This is a genomic window from Burkholderia sp. LFS061, from assembly GCF_047978125.1.
In the GTDB taxonomy this organism is placed as follows: domain Bacteria; phylum Pseudomonadota; class Gammaproteobacteria; order Burkholderiales; family Burkholderiaceae; genus Burkholderia; species Burkholderia pyrrocinia_C.
Genome location: NZ_JBFPFS010000013.1, coordinates 1 through 26,738, shown reverse-complemented (window position 1 = coordinate 26,738; position 26,738 = coordinate 1). Strand labels below are relative to the sequence as shown.

The following is a 26,738-nucleotide window of genomic DNA, read 5'->3' as shown; positions in this document are numbered from 1 at the left end:
CCCACGCTCACTTTGTTCGCTGCCCCCCGAGGGGGCGGTCAGCCTCCTTGGGACGGCCCGGCGGAGGCTGACATGAGCATCAAGTCCGACAAATGGATTCGGCGCATGGCCGAAGAGCACAAGATGATCGAGCCGTTCGTGCCCGATCAGGTTCGCGCGTCCGCGGACGGCCGCCGGATCGTCAGCTACGGCACGTCGAGCTACGGCTACGATATCCGCTGCGCAGACGAATTCAAGATCTTCACGAACATCAACTCGACGATCGTCGATCCGAAGAACTTCGACGAGGGTTCGTTTGTCGATTTCAAGGGCGACGTGTGCATCATCCCGCCGAACTCGTTCGCGCTGGCCCGCACCGTCGAATATTTCCGCATCCCGCGCACCGTGCTGACGGTCTGCCTCGGCAAGTCGACCTATGCGCGCTGCGGGATCATCGTCAACGTGACGCCGTTCGAGCCCGAGTGGGAAGGCTACGTCACGCTGGAATTCTCGAACACCACGCCGCTGCCCGCGAAGATCTACGCGAACGAAGGCGTCGCGCAGGTGCTCTTCTTCGAGAGCGACGAAGTGTGCGACGTGTCGTACGCCGATCGCGGCGGCAAGTATCAGGGGCAGCGCGGTGTCACGCTGCCGAAAACCTGATCTGGTTGCATATCGTCTCACCAGTTTCCGGGTGACCGCTGCGCGTGACGCGCCGCGGTCGTTCTTTTTGGAGAATCGCCCATGAAGTTTCGTTTCCCCGTCGTCATCATCGACGAAGATTTCCGCTCCGAGAACATCTCGGGCTCCGGCATCCGGGCGTTGGCCGAAGCGATCGAGAAAGAGGGCGTCGAAGTCCTCGGCCTCACGAGCTACGGCGATCTGACGTCGTTCGCGCAGCAGTCGAGCCGCGCGTCGTGCTTCATCCTGTCGATCGACGACGACGAACTCATGCTCGGCGAAACCGGCCCGGACGGCGAGCTGCCCGAACTCGCGACCGCGATCATCGAGCTGCGCGCGTTCGTCACCGAAGTGCGCCGCCGCAACGCGGACATCCCGATCTTCCTGTACGGCGAGACGCGCACGTCGCGGCATCTGCCGAACGACATCCTGCGCGAGCTGCACGGCTTCATCCACATGTTCGAGGACACGCCGGAGTTCGTCGCGCGCCACATCATCCGCGAGGCGAAGGTCTATCTCGACTCGCTCGCGCCGCCGTTCTTCAAGGAACTCGTCAAGTACGCGGACGAAGGCTCGTACTCGTGGCACTGCCCGGGCCACTCGGGCGGCGTCGCGTTCCTGAAGAACCCGCTCGGCCAGATGTTCCATCAGTTCTTCGGCGAGAACATGCTGCGCGCGGACGTCTGCAACGCGGTGGACGAACTCGGCCAGCTGCTCGATCACACGGGCCCGGTCGCGGCGTCCGAGCGCAATGCGGCGCGCATCTTCAGCGCCGATCACCTGTTCTTCGTGACCAACGGCACGTCGACGTCGAACAAGATCGTCTGGCACGCGACGGTGGCGCCGGGCGACATCGTGCTGGTCGACCGCAACTGCCACAAGTCGATCCTGCACGCGATCACGATGACGGGCGCGATTCCGGTGTTCCTGACGCCGACGCGCAACCATTTCGGCATCATCGGGCCGATCCCGCGCGACGAATTCAAGCCGGAGAACATCCGCAAGAAGATCGAGGCGAACCCGTTCGCGCGCGAGGCGCTGCGCGAGAACCCGGACATGAAGCCGCGGATCCTGACGATCACGCAGAGCACGTACGACGGCGTCGTCTACAACGTCGAGATGATCAAGGACCTGCTCGGCGACCTGCTCGACACGCTGCACTTCGACGAAGCGTGGCTGCCGCATGCGACGTTCCACGATTTCTACCGCGACATGCACGCGATCGGCGACGGCCGCCCGCGCACGGGCGCGCTCGTGTTCGCGACGCACTCGACGCACAAGCTGCTCGCCGGCATCTCGCAGGCGTCGCAGATCGTCGTGCAGGATTCGGAGAACCGCACGTTCGACAAGCACCGCTTCAACGAGGCGTACCTGATGCACACGTCGACGAGCCCGCAGTACGCGATCATCGCGTCGTGCGACGTCGCGGCCGCGATGATGGAGCCGCCGGGTGGCACCGCGCTCGTCGAGGAATCGATCGCCGAGGCGATCGACTTCCGCCGCGCGATGCGCAAGGTCGACGCCGAATACGGCGACGACTGGTTCTTCAGCGTGTGGGGCCCGGACAACCTGTCGGAAGAGGGCATCGGTTCGCGCGACGACTGGATGCTGAAGCCGAATGACCACTGGCACGGCTTCGGCCCGCTCGCGGAAGGCTTCAACATGCTCGACCCGATCAAGGCGACGATCATCACGCCGGGGCTCGACGTCGACGGCGAGTTCGGCGAGACGGGCATTCCGGCCGCGATCGTCACGAAGTATCTGGCCGAGCACGGGATCATCGTCGAGAAGACCGGCCTGTACTCGTTCTTCATCATGTTCACGATCGGCATCACGAAGGGCCGCTGGAACTCGATGGTGACCGAGCTGCAGCAGTTCAAGGACGACTACGACAACAACCAGCCGCTGTGGCGCGTGCTGCCGGAATTCGTCGCGCAGCATCCGCGCTACGAGCGCGTCGGCCTGCGCGACCTGTGCACGCAGATCCACGACGTGTACCGCGCGAACGACATCGCACGCCTGACGACCGAGATGTACCTGTCGGACATGGAACCGGCGATGAAGCCGTCGGACGCGTTCGCGAAGCTCGCACACCGCAAGATCGACCGCGTGCCGCTCGACGAGCTCGAAGGCCGCGTGACGAGCATCCTGCTGACGCCGTACCCGCCGGGCATTCCGCTGCTGATCCCGGGCGAGCGCTTCAACAAGACGATCGTGAACTACCTGCGGTTCGCGCGCGACTTCAACGAGCGTTTCCCGGGCTTCCACACCGACATCCACGGCCTCGTCGCGGAAGAGGTGAACGGCCGCGTCGAGTACTACGTCGACTGCGTGCGCGACTGATGGCGACGCACGGACGATTCCGGGCGATGCGCGCGGCGGTGGCCGCGCTCGTCGTCTGGGCGGCAGGGGCGGCGGGGCTGGCGGGGTCGGGCGTCGCACACGCGGAAGTCGCGGCGGCCGACCCGATCGACGTCGCGATGCGGCAATGCCTCGCGCGGCGCGACCGGTCGTCGACGGCCGGCCAGATCCAGTGCATGGGCGAAGCACAGCAGCAGTGGCAGGCGGTGATGGACGGCGCGTACCAGCGCCTGTTGAAGGATGCGCCGGCCGACGCGAAGCGCGGCTGGCAGGACAGCCAGCGCCGCTGGGTCACGTGGCGCAAGGATGAAGTCCTTCTGCTGAAGGCCGTGTACGACACGACGCGCGGCACCGCGTACACGATGTCGAGCGCCGACATGCAGTTGCAGCCCGTGCGCGATCGCGCGCTGGCGCTGCGCGGCGCGGCCGATCGTTATGCGCCGCTGCCCGCCGCCGTACCGGTCGCGGCCACGAGCGGCACGAGCGCGGCCGAGGGCGCGGCCCAGGGCGGGGCCGCGTCGAACGGCAAGCCGGCTGCGAACGCACCGCGCGATCCGGCCGTGCGCCGCGTGCGGCCGTGCGAACAGGATGCCGCGTGCGAGCACGCGTTGTTCGACCTGAACCGCTATTACCAGAAGCTGCGCCGCAAGATGCCTGCGCATTCGGCCGCGACTCTGGTGCGCGCGCAGCGCGCGTGGGTCGCGTTCCGCGATGCGACGGCGCCGCTCGTCGGCGAGGACGGGCGCGTCGACCTGATCGGCGCGCGCATCGCGACGATGAAGCGGCTGTCGGAGACGGCCGGCAACAAGTAGAAGCCGTCGCGACGTCAGTCGTTCGGCGGCAACGCAAAACGGGCACCTTGGGTGCCCGTTTGCATTCGGCGGCGCGCAACGCACCGTGTTTCGCGCTCGCGTGCGCTACGCGGGCTTCTGCGTATCGTACCGGCCGAACCACGACGGCACGAGCGCGACCGCATCGTCGAGCGACGCGAGCACGTGCAGGCTCAGCGCGACGATTTCGGGCGTCGGCGCCTTCAGGTCGGGCACGGTGACGACCGACGCGCCCGCGCCGGCGGCCGATTGCGCGCCGAAGTCGCTGTCCTCGAACGCGACGCACGTATGTGCCGGCACGCCGAGGCGTTCGGCCGCGAGCCGGTAGACGGCCGGGTCGGGCTTGCCGCGCGCGACTTCGTCGCCGCCCGCGATCGCGCGGAAGAACGGCAGCACGCCGACCGCGTCGAGCCGCGCGCGGATCACGTCGCATGCGGACGACGACGCGACCGCGCACGGGATGCCGGCCTGCGCGAGCGTGTCGAGCAGCGCGAACGCGCCGGGCTTCAACGGGAACTTCGGATGGGGCTCGGGCGACGCGAGCTGTTCGCGTACGCGGATGCGCACGGCGTCGAACGTATCCGGGTTTCCGATCAGCCGGGCCAGGATGACCTGGCCCTCGGCGAACGAGCGGCCGACGATCTGCAGGTAGTCGGTGGCCGTCAGCGCGACACCGTGTGCGCTCGACACGTCGATCCACGTGTTCATGATGGTCCGCTCGGAATCGACGAGCAGGCCGTCCATGTCGAAGAGTGCGGCGGAAAAGGTCATCGGCGGCATCCGGGAAGCGGGGCAGGCAATGGGCGGCGCGACGGCCGCCCGAATGAACGACGGACGCCGAAGGCATCCGTCCGGAACAGCGGGTTTACCGGCCGAGCGCGGCGCGGGCAGCCTTGACCGCCGCGCGCACCTGGTCGGGTGCGGTGCCGCCCGGATGGTTGCGGCTGGCGACCGAACCCTCGAGCGTCAGGTAGCCGAACACGTCGTCGCCGATCAGGTGCGCAACGTTCGGCAGTTCCTGCTTCATCTCGTCGAGCGTCAGGTCGGCGAGATCGATGCCGCGGTCGTCGCAGATCCGCACCGCGTGCGCGACGGCTTCGTGCGCGTCGCGGAACGGCAGGCCGCGTTTCACGAGATAGTCGGCGAGGTCGGTGGCGGTCGAGAAGCCCTGCAGCGCGGCAGCGCGCATCGCGTCCGGCTTCACGGTGATGCCCGCGACCATTTCGGCGAAGATCCGCAGCGTGTCGGCGACGGTGTCGACCGTGTCGAACAGCGGTTCCTTGTCTTCCTGGTTGTCCTTGTTGTACGCGAGCGGCTGGCCCTTCATCAGCGTCAGGAGCGCCATCAGGTGGCCGTTCACGCGGCCCGTCTTGCCGCGCGCGAGCTCGGGCACGTCCGGGTTCTTCTTCTGCGGCATGATCGAGCTGCCGGTGCAGAAGCGGTCGGCGATGTCGATGAAGCCGACGCGCGGGCTCATCCACAGCACGAGTTCTTCGGAGAAACGCGACACGTGCGTCATCACGAGCGCGGAGGCCGCCGTGAATTCGATCGCGAAATCGCGATCCGACACGGCGTCGAGCGAGTTCGCGCAGATGCCGTCGAAGCCGAGCGTCTTCGCGACCGCGTGACGATCGATCGGGTAGCTCGTGCCCGCGAGTGCGGCCGCGCCGAGCGGCAGGCGGTTCACGCGCGTGCGGCAGTCGCGCATGCGCTCCGCGTCGCGCGAGAACATCTCGACGTACGCGAGCAGGTGGTGGCCGAACGTGACGGGCTGCGCGACCTGCAGGTGCGTGAAGCCCGGCATGATCGTGTCGGCGTTCTGTTCCGCGAGGTCGAGCAGCGCGCCGCGCAGGTCGTTCAGCAGGCCGCCGATGCGGTCGATCTCGCCGCGCAGCCACAGGCGGATGTCGGTCGCGACCTGGTCGTTGCGCGAGCGGCCCGTGTGCAGGCGCTTGCCGGCATCGCCGATCAGCGCGGTCAGGCGCGCCTCGATGTTCAGGTGGACGTCCTCGAGATCGAGCTGCCATTCGAATTCGCCGCGCTCGATCTCGCCCTTGATCTGCGCCATCCCGCGTTCGATCGCGGCCAGGTCGTCGGCGCTGATGATCTTCTGCGCGGCGAGCATGTTCGCGTGCGCGAGCGAGCCGGCGATGTCGACGAGCGCGAGGCGCTTGTCGAAAAACACCGACGACGTGTAGCGCTTGACCAGCTCCGACATCGGTTCCGAGAAGCGGGCCGACCAGGCCTCGCCCTTTTTGTGCAGTTGGGACGTCATGGCGATTCTTCGAAGGGGAGTTGGGCGGCGTGCGCCGCCGAGGGAATCCCGCAATTCTAACATTCGCGGGCCTGGCGGCCGGCGCGGGCTAGCGGGGCGTGCAGGTCAGCGGGCCGATCCGCGGCAGCGTGCCGTCGTCCGGCCGCCGGTACGCAAACGCGACGACGCAGTCGTGGCCGCCGCCGGAGATTTCCAGGTGGTTGTTCGCGACCAGGCCGTCGACGAACGTGAGGCCGTCGTAGCCGACGATCGTGCGCTGGCCGCTTTCGACGTGCACGACGTCGAGGCCGGGCGGCAGCGGCGCGCCGTCCGGCGTGCGCAGCGCGATCGACGCCGCGCGGTAGCGCGTGACCGGGAAGCGCGCGAGCACGCCCGAGCGGGCCTGCGGCACGACGTCGAGCGTCGTGTCCGCGAGGCGCGCATCGGCCGGCAGCGTCGTGCCGTCGATCGCGACGCGATTGTGCTGGTACGCGCTCAGATCGGGGACCAGCAGGTAGCCCGTGCGGTCGGTCTCGCCGATCGGCCGGTTCTGGTGCAGCACCGGCACGCGCCCGGCATCGGTCGACACGAGCGCGAAGCCGTCGTCGATGCGGCGCGACGTCAGCAACTGGCCGTTCATCAGCACGAGCGCGCCGGTCACGTCGACCGACGCGTCGCGCTGCCCGCCGAACGACTGTCCGAGCAGCGTGACCTGGCCCGCGCGGCCCAGGTATTGCAGCTGCCCCTGGCCGTAGCGCAGCGGGCCGTTCTCGCCAGCCTGCACGTTCCAGCCGAAGCCGCCGTCGTAGTCGGGCGCGCGCGACGCGCTGACCGCGCGGGTCGCCTCGCCGTTCTGCCGGCCGACGCTCGCCGCGACCGACGTGTTGTCGCCGAGGCCGACGCTCAGGCTGACGAAGAAGCCACGCGCGTTGTGCTGCCGGAAATCCTGGAATGCGCTGACGGTCATCGACGCGAGCATCCCGAAGTTGACCGACCACGCCGCCGAGCCGATCCGCGATGCAGGCGCGCCCGGGTATTTGAGGCCGAGATAGCTGAACGACAGCGTCTGCGCGCGGAGGAACGGGAACGACACCGTCACGCGGTCGCTGATGGTCGCGACCGGCGTGCCTTCGCGCGCGCCGAGGTCGCCGTAGCCGCCGAACGCGCGCAGCGTTTGCGCGTCGACCGAGAAGCGCGGCGTCACGTACTGGTAGCCGAGGCCGGCCTGCGCGCCGGAGAAGCGCCCGGCGCTGACGGCCAGCGACGCGTTCGCGACGCCCCCGCCGCCGATGCGCGCGAGCACGCCCGCGCCGGCGTTGTAGACGTCGCTCGTCGCCTCGGCGTGCGCCTCGGCCGTCAGCCGCTCGGTGACGCCGTAGCGCACCGATCCGCTCGCGGCCGGCGTGCGCGCATAGTCGAACGCGTCCTGGCCGTATGCGCGGCGCAGGAAGCCCGCCTCCACCGAATAGCTGGCGAGGCCGGGCGCGAGCAGGCGCGTGTCGACGTAGAGCGGGATCGACGTCGCGATCGTGCGGCCGAGCGCGTCGCGCGTGATCACCGTTGCGTTGCCGGCGCCGGTGATGCCCGGCACGCTGTTGATCACGAACGGGCCGCCCGGCACGTTGCCGCTGAACTGGCGCACGTTGTTCACGTACAGGTCGACCGCCGACGGCACGACCGCGCTGCCCGACAGCGCCGGCACCGGGAAGGTCACGAGATCGGGGCGCAGGCCGAAGTTGCTGCGCCACTGCACGCCGCCGATGCGCAACGAGCGGGTCCACGACAGCGACGACGAGATGGTGTCGCCGAATTGGGTCGTCGTGAGCGTGCGCGGGTCGGACACCGTCCACGACGTGTCGTAGCGCATGTAGCGCTGCCCGTCGCGACGGAAGTAGCCGATGCCGGTGTTGCTGAACACGCCGGCAGGATCGAAGTAGCGCGCCTCGGTCCACACCGCGAGCGGCGAATGCGCGGCGGTCTGCGCGTATGCGTCGTAGTTGAGCACGATGCCCCGGCCGGACGTCGCGGGCGGCGTGGCGGCGAGCCCGCGCGCGTCGAACGTATGCGGAATGCGCAGCGCGTCGGGCACGTGCAGGTCGATCGTCTGGCGGCCCGGATCGTAGTCGTAGCGCAGGCCGGCGAGCGCGTCGAGCGCGACCGGCGTGTTCGACAGCGGTTGCGCGCGGCCGCCGCTGGCGATGCCGAAGTCGTTCAGGTCGGCCGACGCCGCGAACAGGTGCCCGTCGGCCTGCCGGAAGCGCGCGATCCGGTGGGTCGGCTCGCCGTTGATCGACACGTCGAGGTACAGCACGCCGGGCTCCGGGGCGGCGGAAGGGGGCAGCTCGGGGGCCGGCTGCGCGCCTGCGGTGCCCGCGCGCAGCGCCAGCGTGAGGGCGGCGAGCCACGCGTATCGCCTGGCAGGCGTCGTTCGATTGGCATGTCGCGTCGTCGGCACGCGCAACGGGGGCGGGAGGGCGCCAGCGCCGGATTCAGCGCGGCGTCAGCCGGGCCTCGACGGGTTGCGTGTTTACTGTCGCGCGGACTTTCACGAACGGCGACGGGCGCGCGTCGAGCTTGAGCGGCCAGTGCCGCACGCTGCCGGCCAGTGCGTAGCCGAGCAGCCCGCGCGCGACATCGTGCGCGTTGCCGTGCGCATCGACGAGCTGCACCGCGGAGAGCTGCGCGCGCCGGCCGCCGAGATTCGCGACCGACAGCCGCAGGCCCTGCGAATCGGCCTCGATGCGCCAGTCGAGCTGCGGCGGGGTGGGCGGTGCGGCGGGTTCGACGAACACCGGCACCGAGTAGCGCACGCGGATCGTGATGCCGTTCTGCGCCGGTGTGCCGGGCGCGGGCAGCTCGTCGATCAGCACGCGATAGCTTTCCTCCGTGACCGGGCTCGCGCGCGTGGTGCGCACGAGGCGGATCAGCTGCTCGGCGTTCGCGCTGATCTGCAGCAACGGCGGCGACGCGGCGAGCGAATCGGTCGGCGTCAGCACGTCCTCGCCGTTCTCCTGCGTCCAGCGGAACGTGCGCACCTGGCCGTAGATCGGCTGCACACCCGAATTGCTGAGCGTGACGCCCGCCGCCGTGATCGACGGCGAAAGCTCGAGCGTTACCGGCGAAATCTGCAGCGTCGCGGCCGGCGCGGTTGCAGCCGACGCGGCGCACAGCGCGGCGACAAAACAGGGGCCGATCGCCACGGCGGGTCAGAAGTAGACGGTCGCGGTGACGGTGGCCTGGTAGGTGTCCGGTGTCGGGGTGGCTTGCGTCTGCACCTGACCGTATACGTTGATCGTCTGGGCGGAGCCGTTGCCGGTGCCGCCGACGGTGTCGGTGCCCTGCGTGTTCCCCCAGATCGTCGTGTGGCCGCTGTCCTGGAACAGCTGGAAACCGACCGTCGTGCCCGTGTTGCCGCTGGTCGTGCCGGCCATCAGCCGCGCGCTGACCGTCGAGCCGGAGACGCCGCCGGCGTCGAGCCCGACGTTGTAGGGCGTCGTGTTGCTGCAGGTGATGGCAAGCGTGGTCTGCTGGTTGATCGCGGACGTCAGTACGCCCGAGGCGCCGAATGCGAGCGGGTTCACGCTGACCGAGCAGTTCGCCTGGATGGTCAGCGTGACGTTGAATTGCGCGGTGGCGGTGCCGTTGGAATAGACGGCGGCGGCGACAGGGCGCCAGGCCGGCGTGAGTGCGATGGTCGCCGCGATGGCGGTGGACAGCCCGTGACGCGTGATGGCGTTCATTGTGATGATCTCCAGCCGTTCTGGGCGTGTCGCCCCGGCCTGCAGTGCCCGAACCGCGTGATTCGACGTGTCGACCGAACCGCACATTCGTCTGACTAGATTACTCTACGCATTTGGTTGCATGCAATGATAGAAATGAGGACTAGTTCGCATTGTCTGAATATTGTGCGGGCGGGCGGCTTGATCTGGATCAACGGTTGGGGCGGCAGCCGGGCAGCGACCGGAGCGAATGCTTTTCTATCGGGGGAAACCATGGCGGAGCGGCGGGGCGTGCGGGCTTACCGGTATCTGCATCGGGTGGCGTGCTGGCTGCTGGCCGCGCTGCTGTGCGGGCCGTGGCTGTCCGCGCAGGCGGACAGCTGCACGGTGAGCGCGCAGACGACGAGCTTCGGTTCGGTCAGCCCGATCACGCAGGCAGCGTACACGACGACCAGCACGGTGGGCGTAACGTGCACGTGGGATACGTTGAGTCTCAACACGACCGCGCTGGTCTGCCTGAATCTCGGCGCCACGAGCCCGCGCGCGATGACGAACGGGGCCAACCAGATGCAGTACGACCTGTACCAGGACAACGGCTATACGCAGGTCTGGGGCGCGGTCGCCAGCGGCACGACGCCGATGTCGGTCACGCTGGCGAAGCCGGGGATCGGCACGAGCGCGAATGCGACCCTGACCGTTTACGGCCGCATCGCGCCGAACCAGCCGACCGTGCCGAGCGTGAACAACAGCAGCACGCTCTACTCGCAGACGTTCGCCGGGAACCAGGCGTCGTACAGCTACAACTTCGCACTGCTCGGCATCCAGCTGGTGCCATGCACGTCGCAGGCGTCGGCGGGCACGTTCGCGTATTCGACGAACGCGACCATCGTGAACAATTGCTTCATCAGTGCGACGAATGTTGCGTTTCCCGCAACGGGCGTGCTCGCGTCGGCGCTGACGGCGAGCGGCTCGATCAGCGCGCAATGCACGAACGGCGATGCGTTCCAGATCGCGCTGAACGGCGGCAGCAGCGGCAACGTGGCGGCCCGCACGATGCAGCGCTCGGGCGGCGGCGGCTCGGTCGGCTATCAGCTCTACCAGGACAGCGGCTTGACGACGCCATGGGGCGACGGCACCGGCGGCACGTCGATGGCGACCGGCACCGGCAGCGGGTTCGCGCAGGCGCTCACCGTCTACGGTCGCGTGCCCGCGCAGGCGACGCCCGCGCCGGGCAACTACAGCGACACGATCACCGCGACGATCAGTTTTTGAGCCGGCTCAGTCGCGCACCAGCACGACCAGCTTCAGGTCCTCGCGGTGCGCGGGCTTCAGCGTGATCTGCTGGTACACGAGGCGGCCGTCGGCCGGATGGTCGAATTCGCGCAGGCCGCCTTCGCGCTCGAACACGTCCTGCGACGCCCAGTACTGCGCGAATGCGTCGCTGCCGGCAGTCAGCGCGTCGATCAGCGCGCGGGTCGGCGCGTCGGCCAGGTGGCGGATCGAATCGGCGCGGAATTCGGCCGCGAGGCGCCGCGCGCGGGTTTCCCAGCCGACGATCAGCGTGCGCGCGGCCGGCGACATGAACGTGAAGCGCAGCAGGTTGCGGTCGTGCTCGCCGTCGAGCCAGCCGGAAAACAGCGCGGCGGCCGGCGCATTCCACGCGAGCGCGTTCCATTGCCGGTCGAGCACGTACGCGGGTGTCGCGATCGCCGCGACGGTCGCGGCGAGCGTCGGCGGCAGGTCGCCGCCCGCGACGTCGGGCTCGGCCGGATCGCGCTGCGCGGCCAGTTCGAACAGGTACGCGCGCTCGGCCTTCGACAACTGCAGCGCGACGGCGATCCGCGCGAGCGCGTCGGCCGACGCCGACACCGGGCGGCCCTGTTCGATCCACGTGTACCAGGTCGGGCTGACGCCGCACAGTTGCGCGACTTCCTCGCGCCGCAGCCCCGGCGTGCGGCGGCGCGGGCCGGGCGGCAGGCCGACGGCCTGCGGCGACAGCCGCTCGCGGTGGGCGCGGATGAATTCGCCGAGCGCGCGGGCGGGCGTGGCGTCGAGCGGCGGGACGGGAGCGGAGGACGGCTGGTTCATGCGGAAACGGCGAAGTGGGGGCGAGGGCGCGGCAACGATCAGACAGGTGTATCGAATACCAGAATAACTGCTTGACTTGTACTGGTACAAACGCAGGCCTATTGTAGCGGCTCGCGCGCTGACAGGCAGCGGGCGTCCCACAAAACGCGTTGCAGGGGCCGGAACAAGCGCTAAAGCGCCAACTCCGGTCGACAGCACAAAGGAGCGAACGATGAAACACCACGACCAGGTCGCCGACGCATTCGGCACGACGGCCGCCGCCTATCTGACCAGCACGGTCCACGCGACGGGCGCCGATCTGCAGACGCTCGCCGACGCGGTGCGCGCGACGCCCGATGCCGCCGTGCTCGATCTCGGCTGCGGTGCCGGCCACGCGAGCTTCGCGGTCGCGCCGCACGTGCGCGACGTGGTTGCATACGATCTCGCCGCGCCGATGCTCGCGACCGTCGACGCGGCCGCGCGCGAGCGCGGGCTCGCGAACATCCGCACGCAGCAGGGCCCGGCGGAACGGCTGCCGTTCGACACGGCGACGTTCGACTGGGTCGTGAGCCGGATGAGCGCGCACCACTGGCACGACATGCGCGCGGCGCTCGCCGAGGTGCGCCGCGTGCTGAAACCGGGCGGACGCGTGCTGATGATCGACATCGCGGGCAACGACCATCCGCTGCTCGACACGTACCTGCAGGCGGCCGAAGTGCTGCGCGACGCGTCGCACGTGCGCGACTACCGCGCGGACGAATGGCTCGCGATGTTCCGCGATGCCGGTTTCGACGCGCACGTGCACAGCCGCTGGCGGCTGCCGATCGATTTCGACACGTGGGTCGCGCGCATCCGCACGCCGGCCGACAGCGTCGCCGGCATTCGCGCGCTGTGGGCACATGCGCCCGACGAGGTGCGCGGCTACTACGGGGTGCGGCCCGACGGTTCGTTCGAGCATGACGCGCTGCTGATCGACGCGCATTGACCGGGCCAGCCGGCGCGGCACGCCGATGCGCGCCGGCCTTCCGATGAAAAAAGCCGCGATACGCACCGTGGGTACGGTGGCGTAGCGCGGCTTTTGCGATGCCGGCTGGCGCGGAACGGGTCCGCGCCGCATGCGGATCAGCCCGTGTTGCGCAGGCCGGCCGCGATCCCGTTGATCGTCAGGTGAATCCCGCGGCGCAGCCGCGCGTTCGTGTCGCCCGCGCGGTGACGCTTGATCAGCTCGACCTGCAGGTGATTCAGCGGATCGAGGTACGGGAAGCGGTTCTTGATCGAGCGCGCGAGCAGCGGGTTGGTCGCGAGGCGGCCTTCGTGCCCGGTGATTTCCGCCAGCGCGTTCGACGTGCGCTCCCATTCCGCGACGATCCGCTCGAACACGTGCTTGCGCAGCTTGCGGTCGGAGACGAGTTGCGCGTAGCGCGACGCGACCGCGAGGTCGGTCTTCGCCAGCACCATGTCCATGTTCGACATCAGGTTCGAGAAGAACGGCCAGGTCTTGTTCATCTTCTTCAGCAGCGCGACGCGCTTCGTGCGCTCGGCTTCATCCTGCGCGCCGTCGAGATACGCGCTCACCGCGCTGCCGAAGCCGTACCAGCCCGTCAGCAGCAGCCGGCACTGGCCCCACGAGAAGCCCCACGGAATCGCGCGCAGATCCTCGATCTTGCGCTGCTTCGGATCCTGCAGCTTGCGCGAAGCCGGGCGGCTGCCGATGTTCAGCTCGGCGATCTCGGTGATCGGCGTCGACGAGAAGAAGTAGTCGGTGAAGCCGGGCGTTTCATAGACGAGCGCGCGGTACGCGGCCATCGCCGAGTCGGACAGCGTCTGCATCGCAGCCTCGAACGCGGGCAGTTGCGCTGGGGCGTTCGACTGCGGCAGCAGCGACGCCTCGAGCGTCGCGGCGACGACCGTCTCGAGGTTGCGCCGGCCGATCTCGGGGTTCGCGAACTTGCTCGCGATCACCTCCCCCTGTTCGGTCAGGCGGATCTGGCCGTTCACGGTGCCCGGCGGCTGCGACAGGATCGCCTGGTAGGTCGGGCCGCCGCCGCGGCCGACCGTGCCGCCGCGGCCGTGGAACAGCCGCAGCGTGATCTTGCGGTCGCGGAACAGGTCGACGAGCGCGAGTTCCGCGCGATACAGCTCCCAGTTCGACGTGAGGAAGCCGCCGTCCTTGTTGCTGTCCGAGTAGCCGAGCATCACTTCCTGCTCGGCGCCCTGGTGTGCGATCAGCGCGTCGACGCCCGGCAGTGCGAAGTATTCGCGCATGATGCGCGACGCGTCGCGCAGGTCGGGGATCGTCTCGAACAGCGGAATCACCATCAGGCTGTTCCTTGCATGGCCGCCGGGCACGCCGAGCGCACCTTCGAGCAGCCCCGTCTCCTTCTGCAGCAGCAGCACCTCGACGAGGTCGCTGACGGTTTCCGTATGCGAAATGATGTAGTTGCGCACCGCGCGCGCGCCGAATTGCGCGCGCACCTCGCGCGCTTTCTCGAACACGCCGAGCTCGCTCTGCGCGAGCGCCGAGTATTCGAAGTACGGTGAGCGCAGCGGGCGCGGATCGGCGAGCGCGGCGAGCAGCACGCGGAGTTTGTCTTCCTCGGCGAGCGCCGCGTAGTCGGCCTCGACGCCCGCGCGTGCGAACAGTTCGGCGACCACCGCTTCATGGATGTCGGAGCTCTGGCGCAGGTCGATGCTCGCGAGATGGAAGCCGAACACTTCGGCCGCGCGCACGAGCGGCGCGAGGCGCGGCGCGGCGAGCGACGTACCGTGGTGTTCGTCGAGCGACGCGGTCAGCACCTTCAGGTCGGCGACGAACGCTTCGGAATCCTCATACGGGATCGCACGCACGGGTGGCGCGCCGCGGCCCGCGCTGCGCACGGGCACCGTGCCTTCGCCCAGGCGCACGCGTGCGCTCGCGGCGAGCCGCGTATAGATGCCGATCAGCGCGCGGCGATACGGTTCGTCGACGCGGTGCGGCGACTGGTCGGGCGATGCGGCCGCGAGCGCCTTCACGCCATCGCTCGCGCCGACCAGCAGGTTCGACACCGACAGCTCGGCGCCGAGCTTGTGCACCTGTTCCAGATAGTGCTCGAGGATCACCGCGGCCTGGCGGTTGATCGCCTCGTCGAGCGTCGGCGCCGTCACGTTCGGGTTGCCGTCGCGATCGCCGCCGATCCAGCTGCCCATCTGGAAGAACGCGGGCACGCGCGCGGACAGGCCGTGCTCGGCGAGCGCGGCCTCGATGTCGCCGTACAGCGCGGGCAGCTCGTCGAGGAACGTCGCGCGGTAGTACGACAGCGCGTTCTCGATCTCGTCGCCGACCGTCAGGCGCGCGTCGCGCAGCATGCGCGTCTGCCACAGCGCGGTCACGCGCGCACGCAGCATCGATTCGTTGTGCTGGCGCTCGCGCGCGGTCAGCTCCTGGTCGCGCTCGGCGAGCAGGCGCGCGATGTCGTGCTGCGCGTCGAGGATGCTCTTGCGCTGCACCTCGGTCGGGTGCGCGGTCAGCACCGGCACGATCAGCGCATCGTCGAAGAAGCGCTGCAGCAGGCGCTTCGACGCATTGCCGGTCGTTTTCAGCTGATCGAGCGCGTACGCGACCGTGCCGGGCTGCGGCGCGGAGCCGGCCAGCGCGTGGATGCGGCGGCGGCGGTTGTGGTGGCGGTCTTCCGCGATGTTCGCGAGATGCGAGAAATAGCTGAACGCGCGCACGACGCTCACCGTCTGCTCCGGCGTCAGCTTGCGCAGCCTCTTCTCGAGCGTCTGCGCGGCTTCGCTGTCGTCCTCGCGGCGGAACTTGACCGCGGTCTGGCGGATCGTCTCGACGACGTCGAACACGGTGTCGCCTTCCTGCTCGCGCACGACGTCGCCGAGCAGGCGGCCGAGGAAGCGGATGTCCTCGAACAGCGGGCCGTCCTTGTCCTCGCGCGTGCGCGTGCCGGACTTCGACGCGCCGGCCTTGCGGGCAGCGGGGCCGGCGGCTTTCGTCGTGCGTTTTGTCTGACGTATCGGGTCTTTCGGTTTCGTTGCCGTTTTCGCACGGCCGTTCGCGGCGGTGGCGACGGTGTCCGTCGGGGCGTCGGAGGAGGACAGGGCAGCATTGCGGCGCGCCGTACGCGCCGATCCGGAAGACTTCACGATGGGTTTCCTTGGGAAAGCTCGAGTCAAAAGGAACTGCGAAACTGCGGGAACTGCGGTCAAGCAACCAGCTACGTGCGGCACATCCGCGCATCGGCGCCGCGACCCGCTCGGCGGCCGGCCGGGCGCAGGCTCCGGGCCCGGGCGGGCCGGGGCGTGCGTGCTACCATTGTTCGGTCTTCAATCCCGTCCTTCGATGTTCCAGCAATGAATTCCGAGACCCTTGCGGCCGGGCCGCAACAGGCACAGCCGCCCGCGACGTTGACGATTGCTTCGCGCGAGAGCCGCCTGGCGATGTGGCAAGCCGAACATGTGCGTGATGCGCTGCGCAAATTATATCCAGCTTGTGACGTGAAAATCCTCGGGATGACGACTCGCGGCGACCAGATTCTCGATCGCACGCTGTCGAAGGTCGGCGGCAAGGGCCTGTTCGTGAAGGAACTGGAGAGCGCGCTGGCCGACGGCCGCGCCGATCTCGCCGTGCATTCGCTGAAGGACGTGCCGATGGCGCTGCCCGACGGCTTCTCGCTTGCCGCGATCATGGAGCGCGAGGACCCGCGCGACGCGTTCGTGTCGAACGACTACGCGTCGCTCGACGCGCTGCCGGCCGGCGCGGTCGTCGGCACGTCGAGCCTGCGCCGCGAAGCGATGCTGCGCGCGCGCTATCCGCACCTCGACGTGCTGCCGCTGCGCGGCAATCTCGATACGCGCCTCGCGAAGCTCGACCGCGGCGACTACGCGGCGATCATTCTCGCTGCGGCCGGCCTGAAGCGCCTCGGCCTCGAAGCGCGGATCCGCACACTGCTCGACGTCGAGACCAGCCCGCCCGCGGCCGGCCAGGGTGCGCTCGGCATCGAGATCGCCGCGCACCGCGACGACGTCGCCGCATGGCTCGCGCCGCTGCACGACCCGCGGACCGCGCTCGCGGTCGAGGCCGAGCGGATGGTGTCGCGTGCGCTCGGCGGCAGCTGCGAGGTGCCGCTCGCCGCGCACGCGGTGTGGCGCGCGGGCGAACTGTACCTGACGGGCCGCGTGTCGACGACCGACGGCAAGCGTGTGCTGACGGCCGAGGAGTGCGGGGCCGTCATGACCGTCGCCGATGCGCTCGCGCTCGGCCGCGCGGTGTCCGACGAACTCGAGGCGCAAGGCGCGCTCGACATCGTCAAGGCGCTGCTCGCCGGCTCGCCGGCCGGCAAGGGCGACGCCTGATGGCGGGCGGCGCGCGCGCGTTCACCGCTGTCCTGACGCGTCCGGACGGCCAGTCGGACGCGCTTGCGTCGCAACTGGCCGATGCCGGCTGCGACGTGCTCGAATTCCCGCTGATCGACATCGCGCCGGTCGACGATCCGGCGCCGCTCGACGCCGCGTTCGCGGCGCTTGCCGACTACGCGCTCGTGATTTTCGTGTCGCCGAACGCGATCGATCGCGCGCTCGCGCAGTATGGCGCGATCTGGCCGAATGCGCTGCCGGTCGGTGTGGTCGGGCCCGGCAGCGTCGCGGCGCTCGAGCGGCACGGCATCGCGGCGCCCGCGCATCGCGTGATCGCGCCGCAGGCGCCGGCCGACGGCGGCGTGCCCCGTTACGATTCGGAAAGCCTGTTCGCGTGCATCGAGGCCGCGTTCGGCGGCGCGCAGGCGCTGGCGGCCAAGCGCGTGCTGATCGTGCGCGGCGACGGCGGGCGCGAATGGCTTGCCGACCGGCTGCGCGAAGCCGGCGCGGACGTCACGCTCGTCGCCACGTACCGGCGCGTCGTGCCCGAGCCGCGCGTCGGCGCATGGGAGCGCGTGCACGCGCTGCTCGACGGCGCACCGCATGCGTGGCTCGTCACGAGCTCGGAAGGCGTGCGCAACCTGCACGAACTCGCGCGGGCGCACCTGAACGATGCCGAAATCGACGCGCTGAAGCATGCGCCGCTCGTGACGCCGCACCCGCGGATCGAGCAGACCGCGCGCGCATTGGGTTTTGATAGGATTACGCTGACCGGCGCGGGCGATGAGCGCATCGTCCGCGCGTTTCGAACGATGGCCGACGAGGCCGTCCAACCGGCGACAGCCGCACCGGTGACTAAACGCATGACAGATACCAACGATTCCAAAAGCGTCGCTTCCCAGCCGGCCGCTGCATCCGCACCGCCGTCCAGTTCCCCTTATCTCGCGCCCGAGCCGCGCGCGCGCCGCGGTGGCAGCGCGCTGCTGTGGTTCGTCGTCGTCGTGCTCGGCTGCGCGGCGGGCGTCGGCGGCTATGCGCTGAACCGCAAGATCGACCGGCTCGACGGCACGTTCGTCGCGCGCCAGAAGGCGCTCGACGCGCAGGCGGCCGAGACGCGCATGAAGACCGAGCAGGCGCTCGCGAGCACGCACCAGGTCGACACGCAGCTCGCGCAGCTCGACGGCAAGCTCGCCGACGCGCAGAGCGCGCAGCAGGCGCTGCAGCAGCAATACCAGGACCTGTCGCGCAACCGCGATGCGTGGATGCTCGAGGAAGTCGACCAGATGCTGTCGAGCGCGAGCCAGCAGCTTCAGCTGACGGGCAACACGCAGCTCGCGCTGATCGCGCTGCAGAACGCCGACGCGCGTCTCGCGACGTCGCAGAGCGCGCAGGCCGTCACGGTGCGCAAGACGCTCGCGCTGGACATCGAGAAGCTGAAGGCCGCGCCGGCGGCCGATCTCACGGGCCTCGCGATCAAGCTCGACGACGCGATCGCCAAGATCGACGCGCTGCCGCTGTCCGGCGAGGCGATCGTGCCGCATGCGGCGCCGAAGGCCGCGCCGGCCGCCGCCGCATCGACGGCCGTGGCAGGCGAGCCGCGCTGGAAGGTCTGGTGGCACGACTTCTCGGCCGGCCTCGGCCAGCAGTTGAAGGGCCTCGTGCAGGTGCGCCGGATCGACAACGCGGACGCGATGCTCGCGTCGCCCGACCAGGGCTACTTCGTGCGCGAGAACGTGAAGCTGCGCCTGCTCACCGCGCGGCTGTCGCTGCTCGCGCGCAACGACAGCGCGATGAAGGCCGACCTGCACGCCGCGCAGGCGTCGCTCGGGAAGTATTTCGATCAGGCGTCGAAGGACACGCAGACCGTCGAGGATCTGCTCAAGCAGGTTGACGGCGCATCGCTGACGGTCGCGGTGCCGAACCTGAACACAAGCCTGAACACCGTTCAGCAGTTCAAGAGCCGGGGGTAACGATGACGCTTCGAGGAATCGTCTGGCTCGCGATCCTGTTCGCGATCGCCGCGGCGCTCGCCACCGTCGGCCGTTTCGACGCGGGGCAGGTGCTGCTCGTCTATCCGCCGTACCGGATCGACGTGTCGCTGAACCTGTTCGTGATCGCCATCGTCGTGCTGTTCATCGCCGTATATGCGCTGCTGCGCATCGTGCGCAACATCTGGCGCATGCCGCAGCGGGTCGCCGCGTATCGTGCGCGTTCGCGCAACGAGAAGGCGCAGGCGTCGCTGCGCGATGCAATCTCGAACCTGTACGCGGGCCGGTTCTCGCGCGCGGAGAAGGCCGCGCGTGACGCGCTGTCGGTCGACGCGAACCTGGGTGCCGCGAGTCTCGTCGCGGCCACCGCCGCGCACCGGATGCACGAGTACACGCGCCGCGACGACTGGCTGTCGAAGGTCGATGCACCCGAATGGCAGGACGCGCGCTTGCTCGCCGCGGCCGACATGCGCGCGGACGCGCGCGATGCCGACGGCGCGCTTGCCGCGCTGGCCGACATGCAGGCGGGCGGCAAGCGCATCCATGCGCAGCAGGTTGCGCTGCGCGCGCAGCAGCAGTTGAAGAACTGGGCCGAGGTGCTGAAGCTCGCGAAGGCGCTCGAGAAGCGCGAGGCGCTGCATCCGGCTGCGGCCGTGCGGCTGCGCCAGCAGGCCGCGGAAAACCTGCTGCGCGAACGCCGGCACGACCCGGACGCGCTGCTCGAGGTGTGGCAGTCGCTGTCGCCGGCCGAGCGCCAGTCGCCGCGTCTTGCCGATCTCGCGGCCGACCTGCTCGTGTCGCTCGAGCGTCGCAACGAAGCGCGCCGCATCGTCGAGGAAGCGCTCGCGCACAACTGGGATGCGCGCCTGCTGCGCCGTTACCCGGACACGGCCGGCGCCGATGCGCTGCCGCTGATCCAGAAGGCGGAAGGGTGGAAGAAGGATCACCCGGAGGATGCCGACCTGCTGTTCGCGCTCGGCCGTCTCTGCCAGCAGCAGCAACTGTGGGGCAAGGCGCAATCGTTCCTCGAAGCGGCGCTGAAGCTGGCCGACAACGAGGCGCTGAAGGTGCGTGCGCATCGCGCGCTCGCGCGTCTGTTCGAGCAGCTCGGCGAAACCGACAAGGCCGCGAAGCACTACCGCGAAAGCGCGCTCGCGATTACCGTGGTCTGACGCAAGCCGCGGCCGCCTGCTGCCGGCGGCCCGCTGCGCCGCGCAAAATGCCCCGAACGCCGATCGGCTTTCGGGGCATTTTTTTGTTCGTTGCGAGCCGGCGCCAGACGCTTTATACGCTACGCACCGAGCCTGCGCAGCAGGTCGTCCTCGTTTGCGACGAACCACACCGATTTCCCGCGGTTGGACTCGCGAACGAGCGCGCGTAGCGCTTCGCTGCGCGCGAGCCAGCGGTCGATGTCGCCGACCACGCCGAGCCGCACGCCGTAGTTGACAAGTTTCTGCAGTACCGCGCCGGCCAGTCCGCTGTCGAGCCGGTAGAAGTCGTCGTGCAGCGCGTCGGCGGGAACCGCGACCCAGTCGGCTTCATGCTCGTGCGCGAGCGCGACGAGGTCGAGCGCATCGCTTTCCCGCTGCACGCGGCCGGCGGAAGGATCCAGGACCAGTACGCGGCTGTCGGCCGCCTGAACGATTCGGTGGGGCATGAGGGTTGGCTCCGTCGACATGATCGTTATGCCCCGCGCATCACTTGTCGACCAGCCGCTTCGGCACCGACAGTGCGAGCAGCCCGCCGAGCACGAGGAACCCCGCGAGCATGTACATGCCCGCATCGTTGACGCCCGTCGCCTGCTTGAGCCAACCCATCAGGTAGGGGCTCAGGAAGCCCGCGAGGTTGCCGATCGAGTTGATCATCGCGATGCCGGCCGCGGCGGCCGCACCGCCGAGGAACGCGGTCGGCAGGCTCCAGAACAGGGGCAGCGTCGTCAGGATGCCGATCGTCGCGAGCGTGAGGCCGAGCATCGCGAGCGCGGTCTGGTGCGCCCAGATCACCGACAGCACGAGCCCCAGCGCACCGATCGCGGCCGGAATCGCGAGGTGCCAGCGGCGCTCGCGGCGCTTGTCCGCGCTGCGCGCGATCAGGATCATCGCGACCACCGCAGCCGCATACGGAATCGCCGACAGCAGGCCGATCGCGAACGTGTCGGTGACGCCCGTCGCCTTGATGATCGTCGGTAGCCAGAAGCCGACGCCGTAGAGCCCCATCACGAACGAGAAGTAGATCAGCGCCATCAGCCACACGCGCGGGCTCGACATCACGGCGCCGAGCGGCAGGTCTTCCTTCGTCGCTTCCTCCGCATCGACGTTGCGCGCGAGCAGCGCCTTTTCGTCGTCGGTCAGCCAGTTCGCCTTCGCGATCCGGTCGTCGAGCTTGAGAAACACGATCACGCCGACCAGCACCGACGGGATGCCTTCCAGCAGGAACAGCCATTGCCAGCCGTGCCAGCCGCTCACGCCGTCGAACGCTTTCAGGATGAAGCCCGACAGCGGCCCGCCGATCACGCCGGACAAGGCGACTGCCGTCATGAAGAAGGTCGTCATCCGGCCGCGCCGGTGTGCGGGATACCAGTAGGTGAGGTACAAAATCACGCCGGGGAAGAAGCCGGCTTCGGCGAGCCCGAGCAGGAAGCGCATCACGTAGAACATCGTGGGCGTCGTGACGAACATCGTCAGGATCGAGATCACGCCCCACGTCGCCATGATGCGTGCGATCCACACGCGCGCGCCGACCTTGTGCAGGATGATGTTGCTCGGCACCTCGAAGAGGAAGTAGCCGAAGAAGAAGATCCCGGCGCCGAGCCCGTAGACGGTGTCGCTCAGGTTCAGGTCGCTCGCCATCTGCAGCTTCGCGAACCCGACGTTCACGCGGTCGAGATACGCGACCACGTAGCACAGCAGCAGGAGCGGCGTGAGCCGCCACGACACCTTGCGGTAGGTTGCTTCCTCGAATGCGCCGGACGAGCCCGGCAGCGATTGCGTCGATGTTGCCATGTTGTCTCCTGTCGACCCAAGTTGGCGCTTTAGCGCTTACTTGGGTCCCATGCTATGCGGTCGACCCAAGTTGGCGCTTTAGCGCTTACTTGGGTCCCATGCTATGCGGTCGACCCAAGTTGGCGCTTTAGCGCTTGCTAGGGTCCCATGCTTTGCGGTTTTTATGGTTGACCGGAGCCGATACATCGGCACCCGATCCGGTTTCGTGCGAAGCAATACATGAATGCCGTGCCGGCCGGTGAATCCCGACGCGGCACGCGAACAGCCCGGTGCGGCTAGATGCAGCGTCCGCCGTCGACTTCGAGACAGACGCCCGTGATGAATTCGGCCTCGTCGGACGCGAGGTAAAGCGCCGCGTTCGCGATGTCCTGCGGGGTCGAGAAGCGGCCGAGCGGGATTGTCGCGAGGAAGCGGCTGCGGTTGTCGGGCGTGTCCTCGCAGCCCATGAATTCGGTCATCAGGGCCGTCTCGCCGAGCACGGGATTGATGCAGTTCACGCGGATGCGGTCGGCGCCGAGCTCGGCCGCGAGCGACTTGCTTGCGGTGATCATCGCGCCCTTCGTGCTGTTGTACCAGACGAGGCCCGGGCGCGGCCGCACGCCGGCCGTCGACGCGACGTTCACGAACACGCCGCCGCCCTGTGCGCGGAAGTACGGAACGAAGGTCTGCACGCACCAGAACAGGCTCTTCATGTTGACCGCGTACACGCGGTCGAACTCGGCTTCCGTCACGTCGAGCACCGGCTTGTTGCGGTGCGTGGTGCCTGCGTTGTTCACGACGATCTGCACCGAATGGAAATCGTCGAGCGCGGCCTGCAGCAGCGCGTGCCAGTCGTCCTGCTTCGACACGTCGCCCGCCACCGCGATCGCCTTGCCGCCCGCGAGCGCGATCTCGCTCGCGACGCGCTCGGCCGCCGCGCCGTTCACGTCGTTGACGACGACGTTCGCGCCTTCGCGCGCATACGTCTTCGCGATGCCTTCGCCGAAACCCGAGCCGCCGCCCGTGACGATTGCCGTTTTGCCGCTCAACCGCATGGTGTGTCTCCTGTGCTGGGTATGAGAGTCGTCGTGTTGCGCGTGCGACTGGCCGCTGCCGCCCGCTGCCGGCCGCGTTTCGCGTGCCGCGCGTTCAGCCGTGCCGGATCGCGATCGTCTTCAGTGCGGTAAAGCCGTACAGCGCCTCGAAGCCTTTTTCGCGGCCGTGACCCGAGTGGCCGACGCCGCCGAACGGCAGTTCGACGCCGCCGCCCGCGCCATAGTTGTTGATGAACACCTGGCCCGCGCGCAGGCGCCGCGCGATGCGCATCTGGCGCGCGCCGTCGCGCGTCCAGATGCCCGCGACGAGGCCGTACGGCGTGCCGTTCGCGAGTGCGACGGCTTCGTCTTCGTCGACGAAGCGCATCGCGGCGAGCACGGGGCCGAACACTTCCTCCTGCGCGAGCCGGTGTGACGGCGGCACGTCGCGCAACAGCGCGGGTGCCTGGTAGAAGCCGCTTTCGGGCGCGTCGGCGACGACCTGCCCGTGCGCGGCCATCGGAATGCCGTCGTGCTGCGCGTCGGACAGGAAATCCCACACGCGCTGCTGCTGCTTCGCGTTGATCAGCGGGCCGCAGTCGAGGTCGGCGCGGCTCGGGCCGACGCGCAGCCCGTTGAACGCGGTGGCGAGGCGCTCGAGGAGCGGCTCGTAGACCGCGCGCTCGATCAGCACGCGGCTGCCGGCCGAGCAGGTCTGGCCGCCGTTCTGCACGATCGCCGACACGAGCACGGGCAGCGCCGCTTCGAGATCGGCATCGGCGAACACGATCTGCGGCGACTTGCCGCCGAGTTCGAGCGTGACCGGCACGTGGTTCTCGGCCGCCATCTGCGTGACCAGCTTGCCGGTGGCCGGCGAACCCGTAAACGAGATGTGGTCGATGCCCGGATGGCGCGCGAGCGCGGCGCCGGCTTCATGGCCGTAGCCGGTGACGATGTTGAGCGCACCGGCCGGCAGCCCGGCCTCGGCGGCCAGCTCGGCGACGCGCAGCAGCGACAGGCACGCATCCTCGGCCGGCTTGACGACGCAAGCGTTGCCGGCCGCGAGCGCCGCGCCGACGCTGCGCCCGAAGATCTGCATCGGGTAGTTCCACGGCACGATGTGGCCCGTGACGCCGTGCGGCTCGCGCACCGTCAGCACCGTATAGCCGGCCTGGTAGGGGAGGGTCTCGCCGTGCAGCTTGTCGGCGGCGCCTGCATAGAACTCGAAGTAGCGCGCGAGCGCGGCCGCGTCGGCGCGCGCCTGCTTCAGCGGCTTGCCGGTGTCGCGCGCCTCGATTGCCGCGAGTTCCTCGATGGAATCGGCCACGCGCGCCGACAGCCGCATCAGCACGCGGCCGCGCTCGGCGGCGCTCGCGGCGCCCCATGCGCCTGCGAACGCATCGCGGGCCGCGGCGACCGCGCGCTCGATGTCGGGCGCGGTGCCGCGCGCGATCGTCGCGAACGGCTGGCCGTCGGATGGATCGACGACCGCGATCGTTTCCAGTTGCGCGGGCAACGTCCATTCGCCCGCGATGAAGTGCTTCGCCTCTTCCATGCCTGCTCCTGTCGACATGCAATGCCGCTTGTGGTTCGACGGCCGGACATCCGGAACGATTATCGCGCCGATCGTCATCCGGACGCCACCGATCGATTGGCTATAATGGCGCATTCCGTTGAGGGACGCCTGCGGCGGTGCATCGGCCGCGGCGCCCTGTCCCGAATTCCCATCGACCTACAGAGAGCGCTCATGAGCTTCAATCATGTTCCGGCCGGCAAGGACCTGCCGCAAGATTTCAACGTGATCATCGAGATTCCCGCGCAAAGCGATCCGGTGAAGTACGAGGCGGACAAGGAGCTGGGCCTCCTCGTCGTCGATCGCTTCATCGGCACGGGCATGCGCTATCCGGTGAACTACGGCTACATCCCGCAGACGCTGTCGGGCGACGGCGATCCGGTCGACGTGCTGGTGATCACGCCGTTCCCGCTGCTGGCCGGCTCGATCGTGCGTTCGCGCGTGCTCGGCATGCTGCAGATGACCGACGAGTCGGGCGTCGACGCGAAGCTGGTCGCGGTGCCGCACGACAAGATCTGCCCGATGACGGCGAACCTGAAGTCGATCGACGACGTGCCCGAGTACCTGAAGGACCAGATCAAGCACTTCTTCGAGCAATACAAGGCGCTCGAGAAGGGCAAGTGGGTGAAGGTCGAAGGCTGGGCCGGCATCGAAGCCGCGCACAAGGAAATCACCGACGGCGCCGCGAACTACAAGAAGTAGAGCCGGGTAACCAGAAAACGAAAGTTTTGCTGGTAGAGCGCTCCTCCGGGAGCGCTTTTTTTTTGTGGCCTCTGAGTTCCTTGGGCGTGGGCCTTTGCGCTCGGTTTTGACTAGGGAATCTTCGTTGATTGAGGCAAGCCGGCGTAGCCGGCGCGCAGTCCTTCGAGTGTGCGCAACTCCGGGACCGCCCTTAGGGCGGCTGTCCACACCCGTGTGGTGTGGACAGCGGAGTTGTGCACACGGGGAATCGGCACGGTTCTGACGGACCAAATGGGGGGAGGGCGTTATTAGGAAGGGTTGTCACGCGTTTCGAATAGGCGGACGGTTGATACAGGTTCAGTGCGAATGCGTTCGCTGATTTCTACGGTTCAGGGCCAGATGTACCTTTTTTCAAGGCTACTCGGACAAACCCTTACACAGCCAACAAAAAGACGTAGGAACGAAGTATGATTGGCTATCCGAAAGCCGTGGTTAGCTTTGTAGGCTTTCGATTCCGGGGATGCTGCCATTCTGCGCTTTTAAGCGTTCAAGTGCGATGGCGAGTGTGTGCGTAGTCAGCAAAAGAACTGGGCGTAGCACGTGTCAAACGAAAAGAGTTTCACCGAGAAGACCAGTGCAGACGATAAGAGTATTGGGTTTGAGTATCAATATTACTATTTTCTGGACCGCCTTCTTAATTTGAAATCAGGTCAAACCGTCGGTTTGGAAGTCAAAGATGACGTCCACACGACACTCGACGCTGACTTCAATATCCTTGTTCAGCTCAAACATACCGTTCGCAGTAATGCGAAGGGTGACCCCGTTGCGTTGACGGAACTCGATTCAGACCTCTGGAAGACGATTTATAACTGGTGTCAGGTTATTGGTGACAAAGCAGAAGGGCGAAAGGAGCTCTCGCAGCAGCTTCGATTCGTGGAGAAAACGGAATTCCATCTGGTCTCGAATAAGTCCGAGTCTAAGACCAACGAATTTCTTCAGATTCTCGATAGGTTTAATTTGGGCGGAGATGATTTTCAGACGCTGCTTGACCACCTAAAATCTCTTGAAAGTAAAACCGTCGACCAGAGCATCAAAGGATACATCGACGGCGTGTTGAAGCTCGAGACCGAGGTTCTAGCAGGCTGTTGAAAAACGCCTCGTCTTGATCACGAGGTCGCTGCGCAAAAGGATTTCGTATGCGATTGGCTGCTGAGTTGGCGACGGATCGTCGAAGCTGGACCGCT

At 68.1% G+C, this 26,738-nt stretch carries 21 protein-coding genes; 10 read left to right on the top strand and 11 right to left on the bottom strand.

The window, feature by feature from the left end; translation table 11 throughout:
* The first annotated feature begins 72 nt into the window (after positions 1–72).
* The 3 genes from dcd to ACNQQL_RS14460 all read left to right on the top strand — a co-directional run bounded on the left by dcd (position 73) and on the right by ACNQQL_RS14460 (position 3,833).
* Positions 73–642 carry a dCTP deaminase gene (gene dcd / locus ACNQQL_RS14470; protein WP_096471512.1) on the top strand — a complete coding sequence of 190 codons (570 nt, stop codon included), beginning with the start codon at positions 73–75 and terminating at the stop codon, positions 640–642.
* An 81-nt stretch (positions 643–723) separates the two neighbouring features.
* On the top strand, positions 724–3,003 hold the full coding sequence (locus ACNQQL_RS14465) for an arginine/lysine/ornithine decarboxylase (protein WP_034178750.1): 2,280 nt from the start codon (positions 724–726) through the stop codon (positions 3,001–3,003).
* Positions 3,003–3,833, top strand: a complete 831-nt coding sequence (locus tag ACNQQL_RS14460) for a lysozyme inhibitor LprI family protein (RefSeq protein ID WP_347064505.1) — start codon at positions 3,003–3,005, stop codon at positions 3,831–3,833. The genes ACNQQL_RS14465 and ACNQQL_RS14460 overlap by 1 nt, the downstream gene beginning before the upstream one ends.
* Positions 3,834–3,938: 105 nt before the next feature.
* Here the strand turns inward: ACNQQL_RS14460 and ACNQQL_RS14455 are convergent, their stop codons facing one another.
* The 5 genes from ACNQQL_RS14455 to ACNQQL_RS14435 form a co-directional block, all read right to left on the bottom strand.
* Positions 3,939–4,622 (bottom strand): HAD family phosphatase, encoded by a 684-nt coding sequence (locus ACNQQL_RS14455; RefSeq protein ID WP_347064504.1) that lies wholly within the window; start codon positions 4,620–4,622, stop codon positions 3,939–3,941.
* A gap of 94 nt (positions 4,623–4,716) precedes the next feature.
* Positions 4,717–6,126, bottom strand: coding sequence for an argininosuccinate lyase (gene argH, locus ACNQQL_RS14450; protein ID WP_152864270.1), 1,410 nt, complete (start codon positions 6,124–6,126; stop codon positions 4,717–4,719).
* Positions 6,127–6,214: 88 nt separating this feature from the next.
* On the bottom strand, positions 6,215–8,560 hold the full coding sequence (locus tag ACNQQL_RS14445) for a fimbria/pilus outer membrane usher protein (RefSeq protein WP_347064503.1): 2,346 nt from the start codon (positions 8,558–8,560) through the stop codon (positions 6,215–6,217).
* 34 nt (positions 8,561–8,594) lie between these two features.
* On the bottom strand, positions 8,595–9,305 hold the full coding sequence (locus tag ACNQQL_RS14440; protein ID WP_347064502.1) for a molecular chaperone: 711 nt from the start codon (positions 9,303–9,305) through the stop codon (positions 8,595–8,597).
* Positions 9,306–9,311: 6 nt separating this feature from the next.
* Positions 9,312–9,845: a spore coat U domain-containing protein gene (locus tag ACNQQL_RS14435; RefSeq protein ID WP_347064501.1), complete on the bottom strand. Its 534-nt coding sequence runs from the start codon at positions 9,843–9,845 to the stop codon at positions 9,312–9,314.
* A gap of 252 nt (positions 9,846–10,097) precedes the next feature.
* Between ACNQQL_RS14435 and ACNQQL_RS14430 the strand changes: the two genes are divergently transcribed.
* A complete protein-coding gene (locus tag ACNQQL_RS14430) occupies positions 10,098–11,096 on the top strand; it encodes a spore coat U domain-containing protein (protein ID WP_072440915.1) in 999 nt (332 codons plus the stop codon).
* A gap of 6 nt (positions 11,097–11,102) precedes the next feature.
* Here ACNQQL_RS14430 and ACNQQL_RS14425 read toward each other — a convergent pair whose 3' ends face one another.
* Positions 11,103–11,912, bottom strand: a complete 810-nt coding sequence (locus tag ACNQQL_RS14425; protein WP_347064500.1) for a helix-turn-helix transcriptional regulator — start codon at positions 11,910–11,912, stop codon at positions 11,103–11,105.
* A 211-nt stretch (positions 11,913–12,123) separates the two neighbouring features.
* Here ACNQQL_RS14425 and ACNQQL_RS14420 point away from each other — a divergent pair, with 211 nt between their 5' ends.
* A complete protein-coding gene (locus tag ACNQQL_RS14420) occupies positions 12,124–12,876 on the top strand; it encodes a class I SAM-dependent methyltransferase (protein ID WP_347064499.1) in 753 nt (250 codons plus the stop codon).
* A 137-nt stretch (positions 12,877–13,013) separates the two neighbouring features.
* Here ACNQQL_RS14420 and ppc read toward each other — a convergent pair whose 3' ends face one another.
* Positions 13,014–16,028, bottom strand: coding sequence for a phosphoenolpyruvate carboxylase (ppc, locus tag ACNQQL_RS14415; protein WP_347064498.1), 3,015 nt, complete (start codon positions 16,026–16,028; stop codon positions 13,014–13,016).
* Between the two features lie 207 nt (positions 16,029–16,235).
* On the opposite strand from ppc, the gene hemC reads away from it, so the two are divergent.
* Genes hemC through ACNQQL_RS14400 form a run of 3 tightly spaced genes read left to right on the top strand, consistent with a single transcriptional unit; the run spans position 16,236 to position 20,397 of the window.
* Positions 16,236–17,237 carry a hydroxymethylbilane synthase gene (hemC, locus tag ACNQQL_RS14410; RefSeq protein ID WP_347064497.1) on the top strand — a complete coding sequence of 334 codons (1,002 nt, stop codon included), beginning with the start codon at positions 16,236–16,238 and terminating at the stop codon, positions 17,235–17,237.
* Entirely contained in the window at positions 17,237–19,207 is a 1,971-nt protein-coding gene (gene hemDX / locus ACNQQL_RS14405; RefSeq protein WP_347064496.1) for a fused uroporphyrinogen-III synthase HemD/membrane protein HemX, read from the top strand. The genes hemC and hemDX overlap by 1 nt, the downstream gene beginning before the upstream one ends.
* Positions 19,208–19,209: 2 nt before the next feature.
* Positions 19,210–20,397 carry a heme biosynthesis protein HemY gene (locus ACNQQL_RS14400; protein WP_072440906.1) on the top strand — a complete coding sequence of 396 codons (1,188 nt, stop codon included), beginning with the start codon at positions 19,210–19,212 and terminating at the stop codon, positions 20,395–20,397.
* Positions 20,398–20,516: 119 nt separating this feature from the next.
* Here ACNQQL_RS14400 and ACNQQL_RS14395 read toward each other — a convergent pair whose 3' ends face one another.
* The 4 genes from ACNQQL_RS14395 to ACNQQL_RS14380 all read right to left on the bottom strand — a co-directional run bounded on the left by ACNQQL_RS14395 (position 20,517) and on the right by ACNQQL_RS14380 (position 24,795).
* Positions 20,517–20,882, bottom strand: a complete 366-nt coding sequence (locus ACNQQL_RS14395) for a DUF4180 domain-containing protein (protein WP_239483339.1) — start codon at positions 20,880–20,882, stop codon at positions 20,517–20,519.
* 40 nt (positions 20,883–20,922) lie between these two features.
* Positions 20,923–22,227 (bottom strand): MFS transporter, encoded by a 1,305-nt coding sequence (locus tag ACNQQL_RS14390; RefSeq protein WP_347064495.1) that lies wholly within the window; start codon positions 22,225–22,227, stop codon positions 20,923–20,925.
* Positions 22,228–22,502: 275 nt separating this feature from the next.
* Entirely contained in the window at positions 22,503–23,261 is a 759-nt protein-coding gene (locus ACNQQL_RS14385) for an SDR family oxidoreductase (RefSeq protein WP_347064494.1), read from the bottom strand.
* A 94-nt stretch (positions 23,262–23,355) separates the two neighbouring features.
* Complete coding sequence (locus ACNQQL_RS14380; RefSeq protein WP_347064493.1) at positions 23,356–24,795, bottom strand: aldehyde dehydrogenase family protein; 1,440 nt, start codon at positions 24,793–24,795, stop codon at positions 23,356–23,358.
* Positions 24,796–24,987: 192 nt separating this feature from the next.
* On the opposite strand from ACNQQL_RS14380, the gene ppa reads away from it, so the two are divergent.
* Positions 24,988–25,515 carry an inorganic diphosphatase gene (gene ppa / locus ACNQQL_RS14375; protein WP_034178734.1) on the top strand — a complete coding sequence of 176 codons (528 nt, stop codon included), beginning with the start codon at positions 24,988–24,990 and terminating at the stop codon, positions 25,513–25,515.
* A gap of 579 nt (positions 25,516–26,094) precedes the next feature.
* Entirely contained in the window at positions 26,095–26,643 is a 549-nt protein-coding gene (locus tag ACNQQL_RS14370) for a hypothetical protein (protein ID WP_347064492.1), read from the top strand.
* Positions 26,644–26,738 lie beyond the last annotated feature (95 nt).

Excerpts from the sequence above, each read along its gene's own strand:
- ACNQQL_RS14460 (WP_347064505.1), top strand. The coding sequence starts at position 3,003 with ATGGCGACGCACGGACGATTCCGGGCGATGCGCGCGGCGGTGGCCGCG.
- hemDX (WP_347064496.1), top strand. The coding sequence starts at position 17,237 with ATGGCGGGCGGCGCGCGCGCGTTCACCGCTGTCCTGACGCGTCCGGAC.
- ACNQQL_RS14425 (WP_347064500.1), bottom strand. The coding sequence starts at position 11,912 with ATGAACCAGCCGTCCTCCGCTCCCGTCCCGCCGCTCGACGCCACGCCC.
- ppa (WP_034178734.1), top strand. The coding sequence starts at position 24,988 with ATGAGCTTCAATCATGTTCCGGCCGGCAAGGACCTGCCGCAAGATTTC.
- ACNQQL_RS14455 (WP_347064504.1), bottom strand. The coding sequence starts at position 4,622 with ATGACCTTTTCCGCCGCACTCTTCGACATGGACGGCCTGCTCGTCGAT.
- ACNQQL_RS14435 (WP_347064501.1), bottom strand. The coding sequence starts at position 9,845 with ATGAACGCCATCACGCGTCACGGGCTGTCCACCGCCATCGCGGCGACC.
- hemC (WP_347064497.1), top strand. The coding sequence starts at position 16,236 with ATGAATTCCGAGACCCTTGCGGCCGGGCCGCAACAGGCACAGCCGCCC.
- argH (WP_152864270.1), bottom strand. The coding sequence starts at position 6,126 with ATGACGTCCCAACTGCACAAAAAGGGCGAGGCCTGGTCGGCCCGCTTC.
- ACNQQL_RS14465 (WP_034178750.1), top strand. The coding sequence starts at position 724 with ATGAAGTTTCGTTTCCCCGTCGTCATCATCGACGAAGATTTCCGCTCC.
- ACNQQL_RS14430 (WP_072440915.1), top strand. The coding sequence starts at position 10,098 with ATGGCGGAGCGGCGGGGCGTGCGGGCTTACCGGTATCTGCATCGGGTG.
- dcd (WP_096471512.1), top strand. The coding sequence starts at position 73 with ATGAGCATCAAGTCCGACAAATGGATTCGGCGCATGGCCGAAGAGCAC.
- ACNQQL_RS14400 (WP_072440906.1), top strand. The coding sequence starts at position 19,210 with ATGACGCTTCGAGGAATCGTCTGGCTCGCGATCCTGTTCGCGATCGCC.
- ACNQQL_RS14420 (WP_347064499.1), top strand. The coding sequence starts at position 12,124 with ATGAAACACCACGACCAGGTCGCCGACGCATTCGGCACGACGGCCGCC.
- ACNQQL_RS14380 (WP_347064493.1), bottom strand. The coding sequence starts at position 24,795 with ATGGAAGAGGCGAAGCACTTCATCGCGGGCGAATGGACGTTGCCCGCG.
- ACNQQL_RS14395 (WP_239483339.1), bottom strand. The coding sequence starts at position 20,882 with ATGCCCCACCGAATCGTTCAGGCGGCCGACAGCCGCGTACTGGTCCTG.
- ACNQQL_RS14385 (WP_347064494.1), bottom strand. The coding sequence starts at position 23,261 with ATGCGGTTGAGCGGCAAAACGGCAATCGTCACGGGCGGCGGCTCGGGT.
- ACNQQL_RS14390 (WP_347064495.1), bottom strand. The coding sequence starts at position 22,227 with ATGGCAACATCGACGCAATCGCTGCCGGGCTCGTCCGGCGCATTCGAG.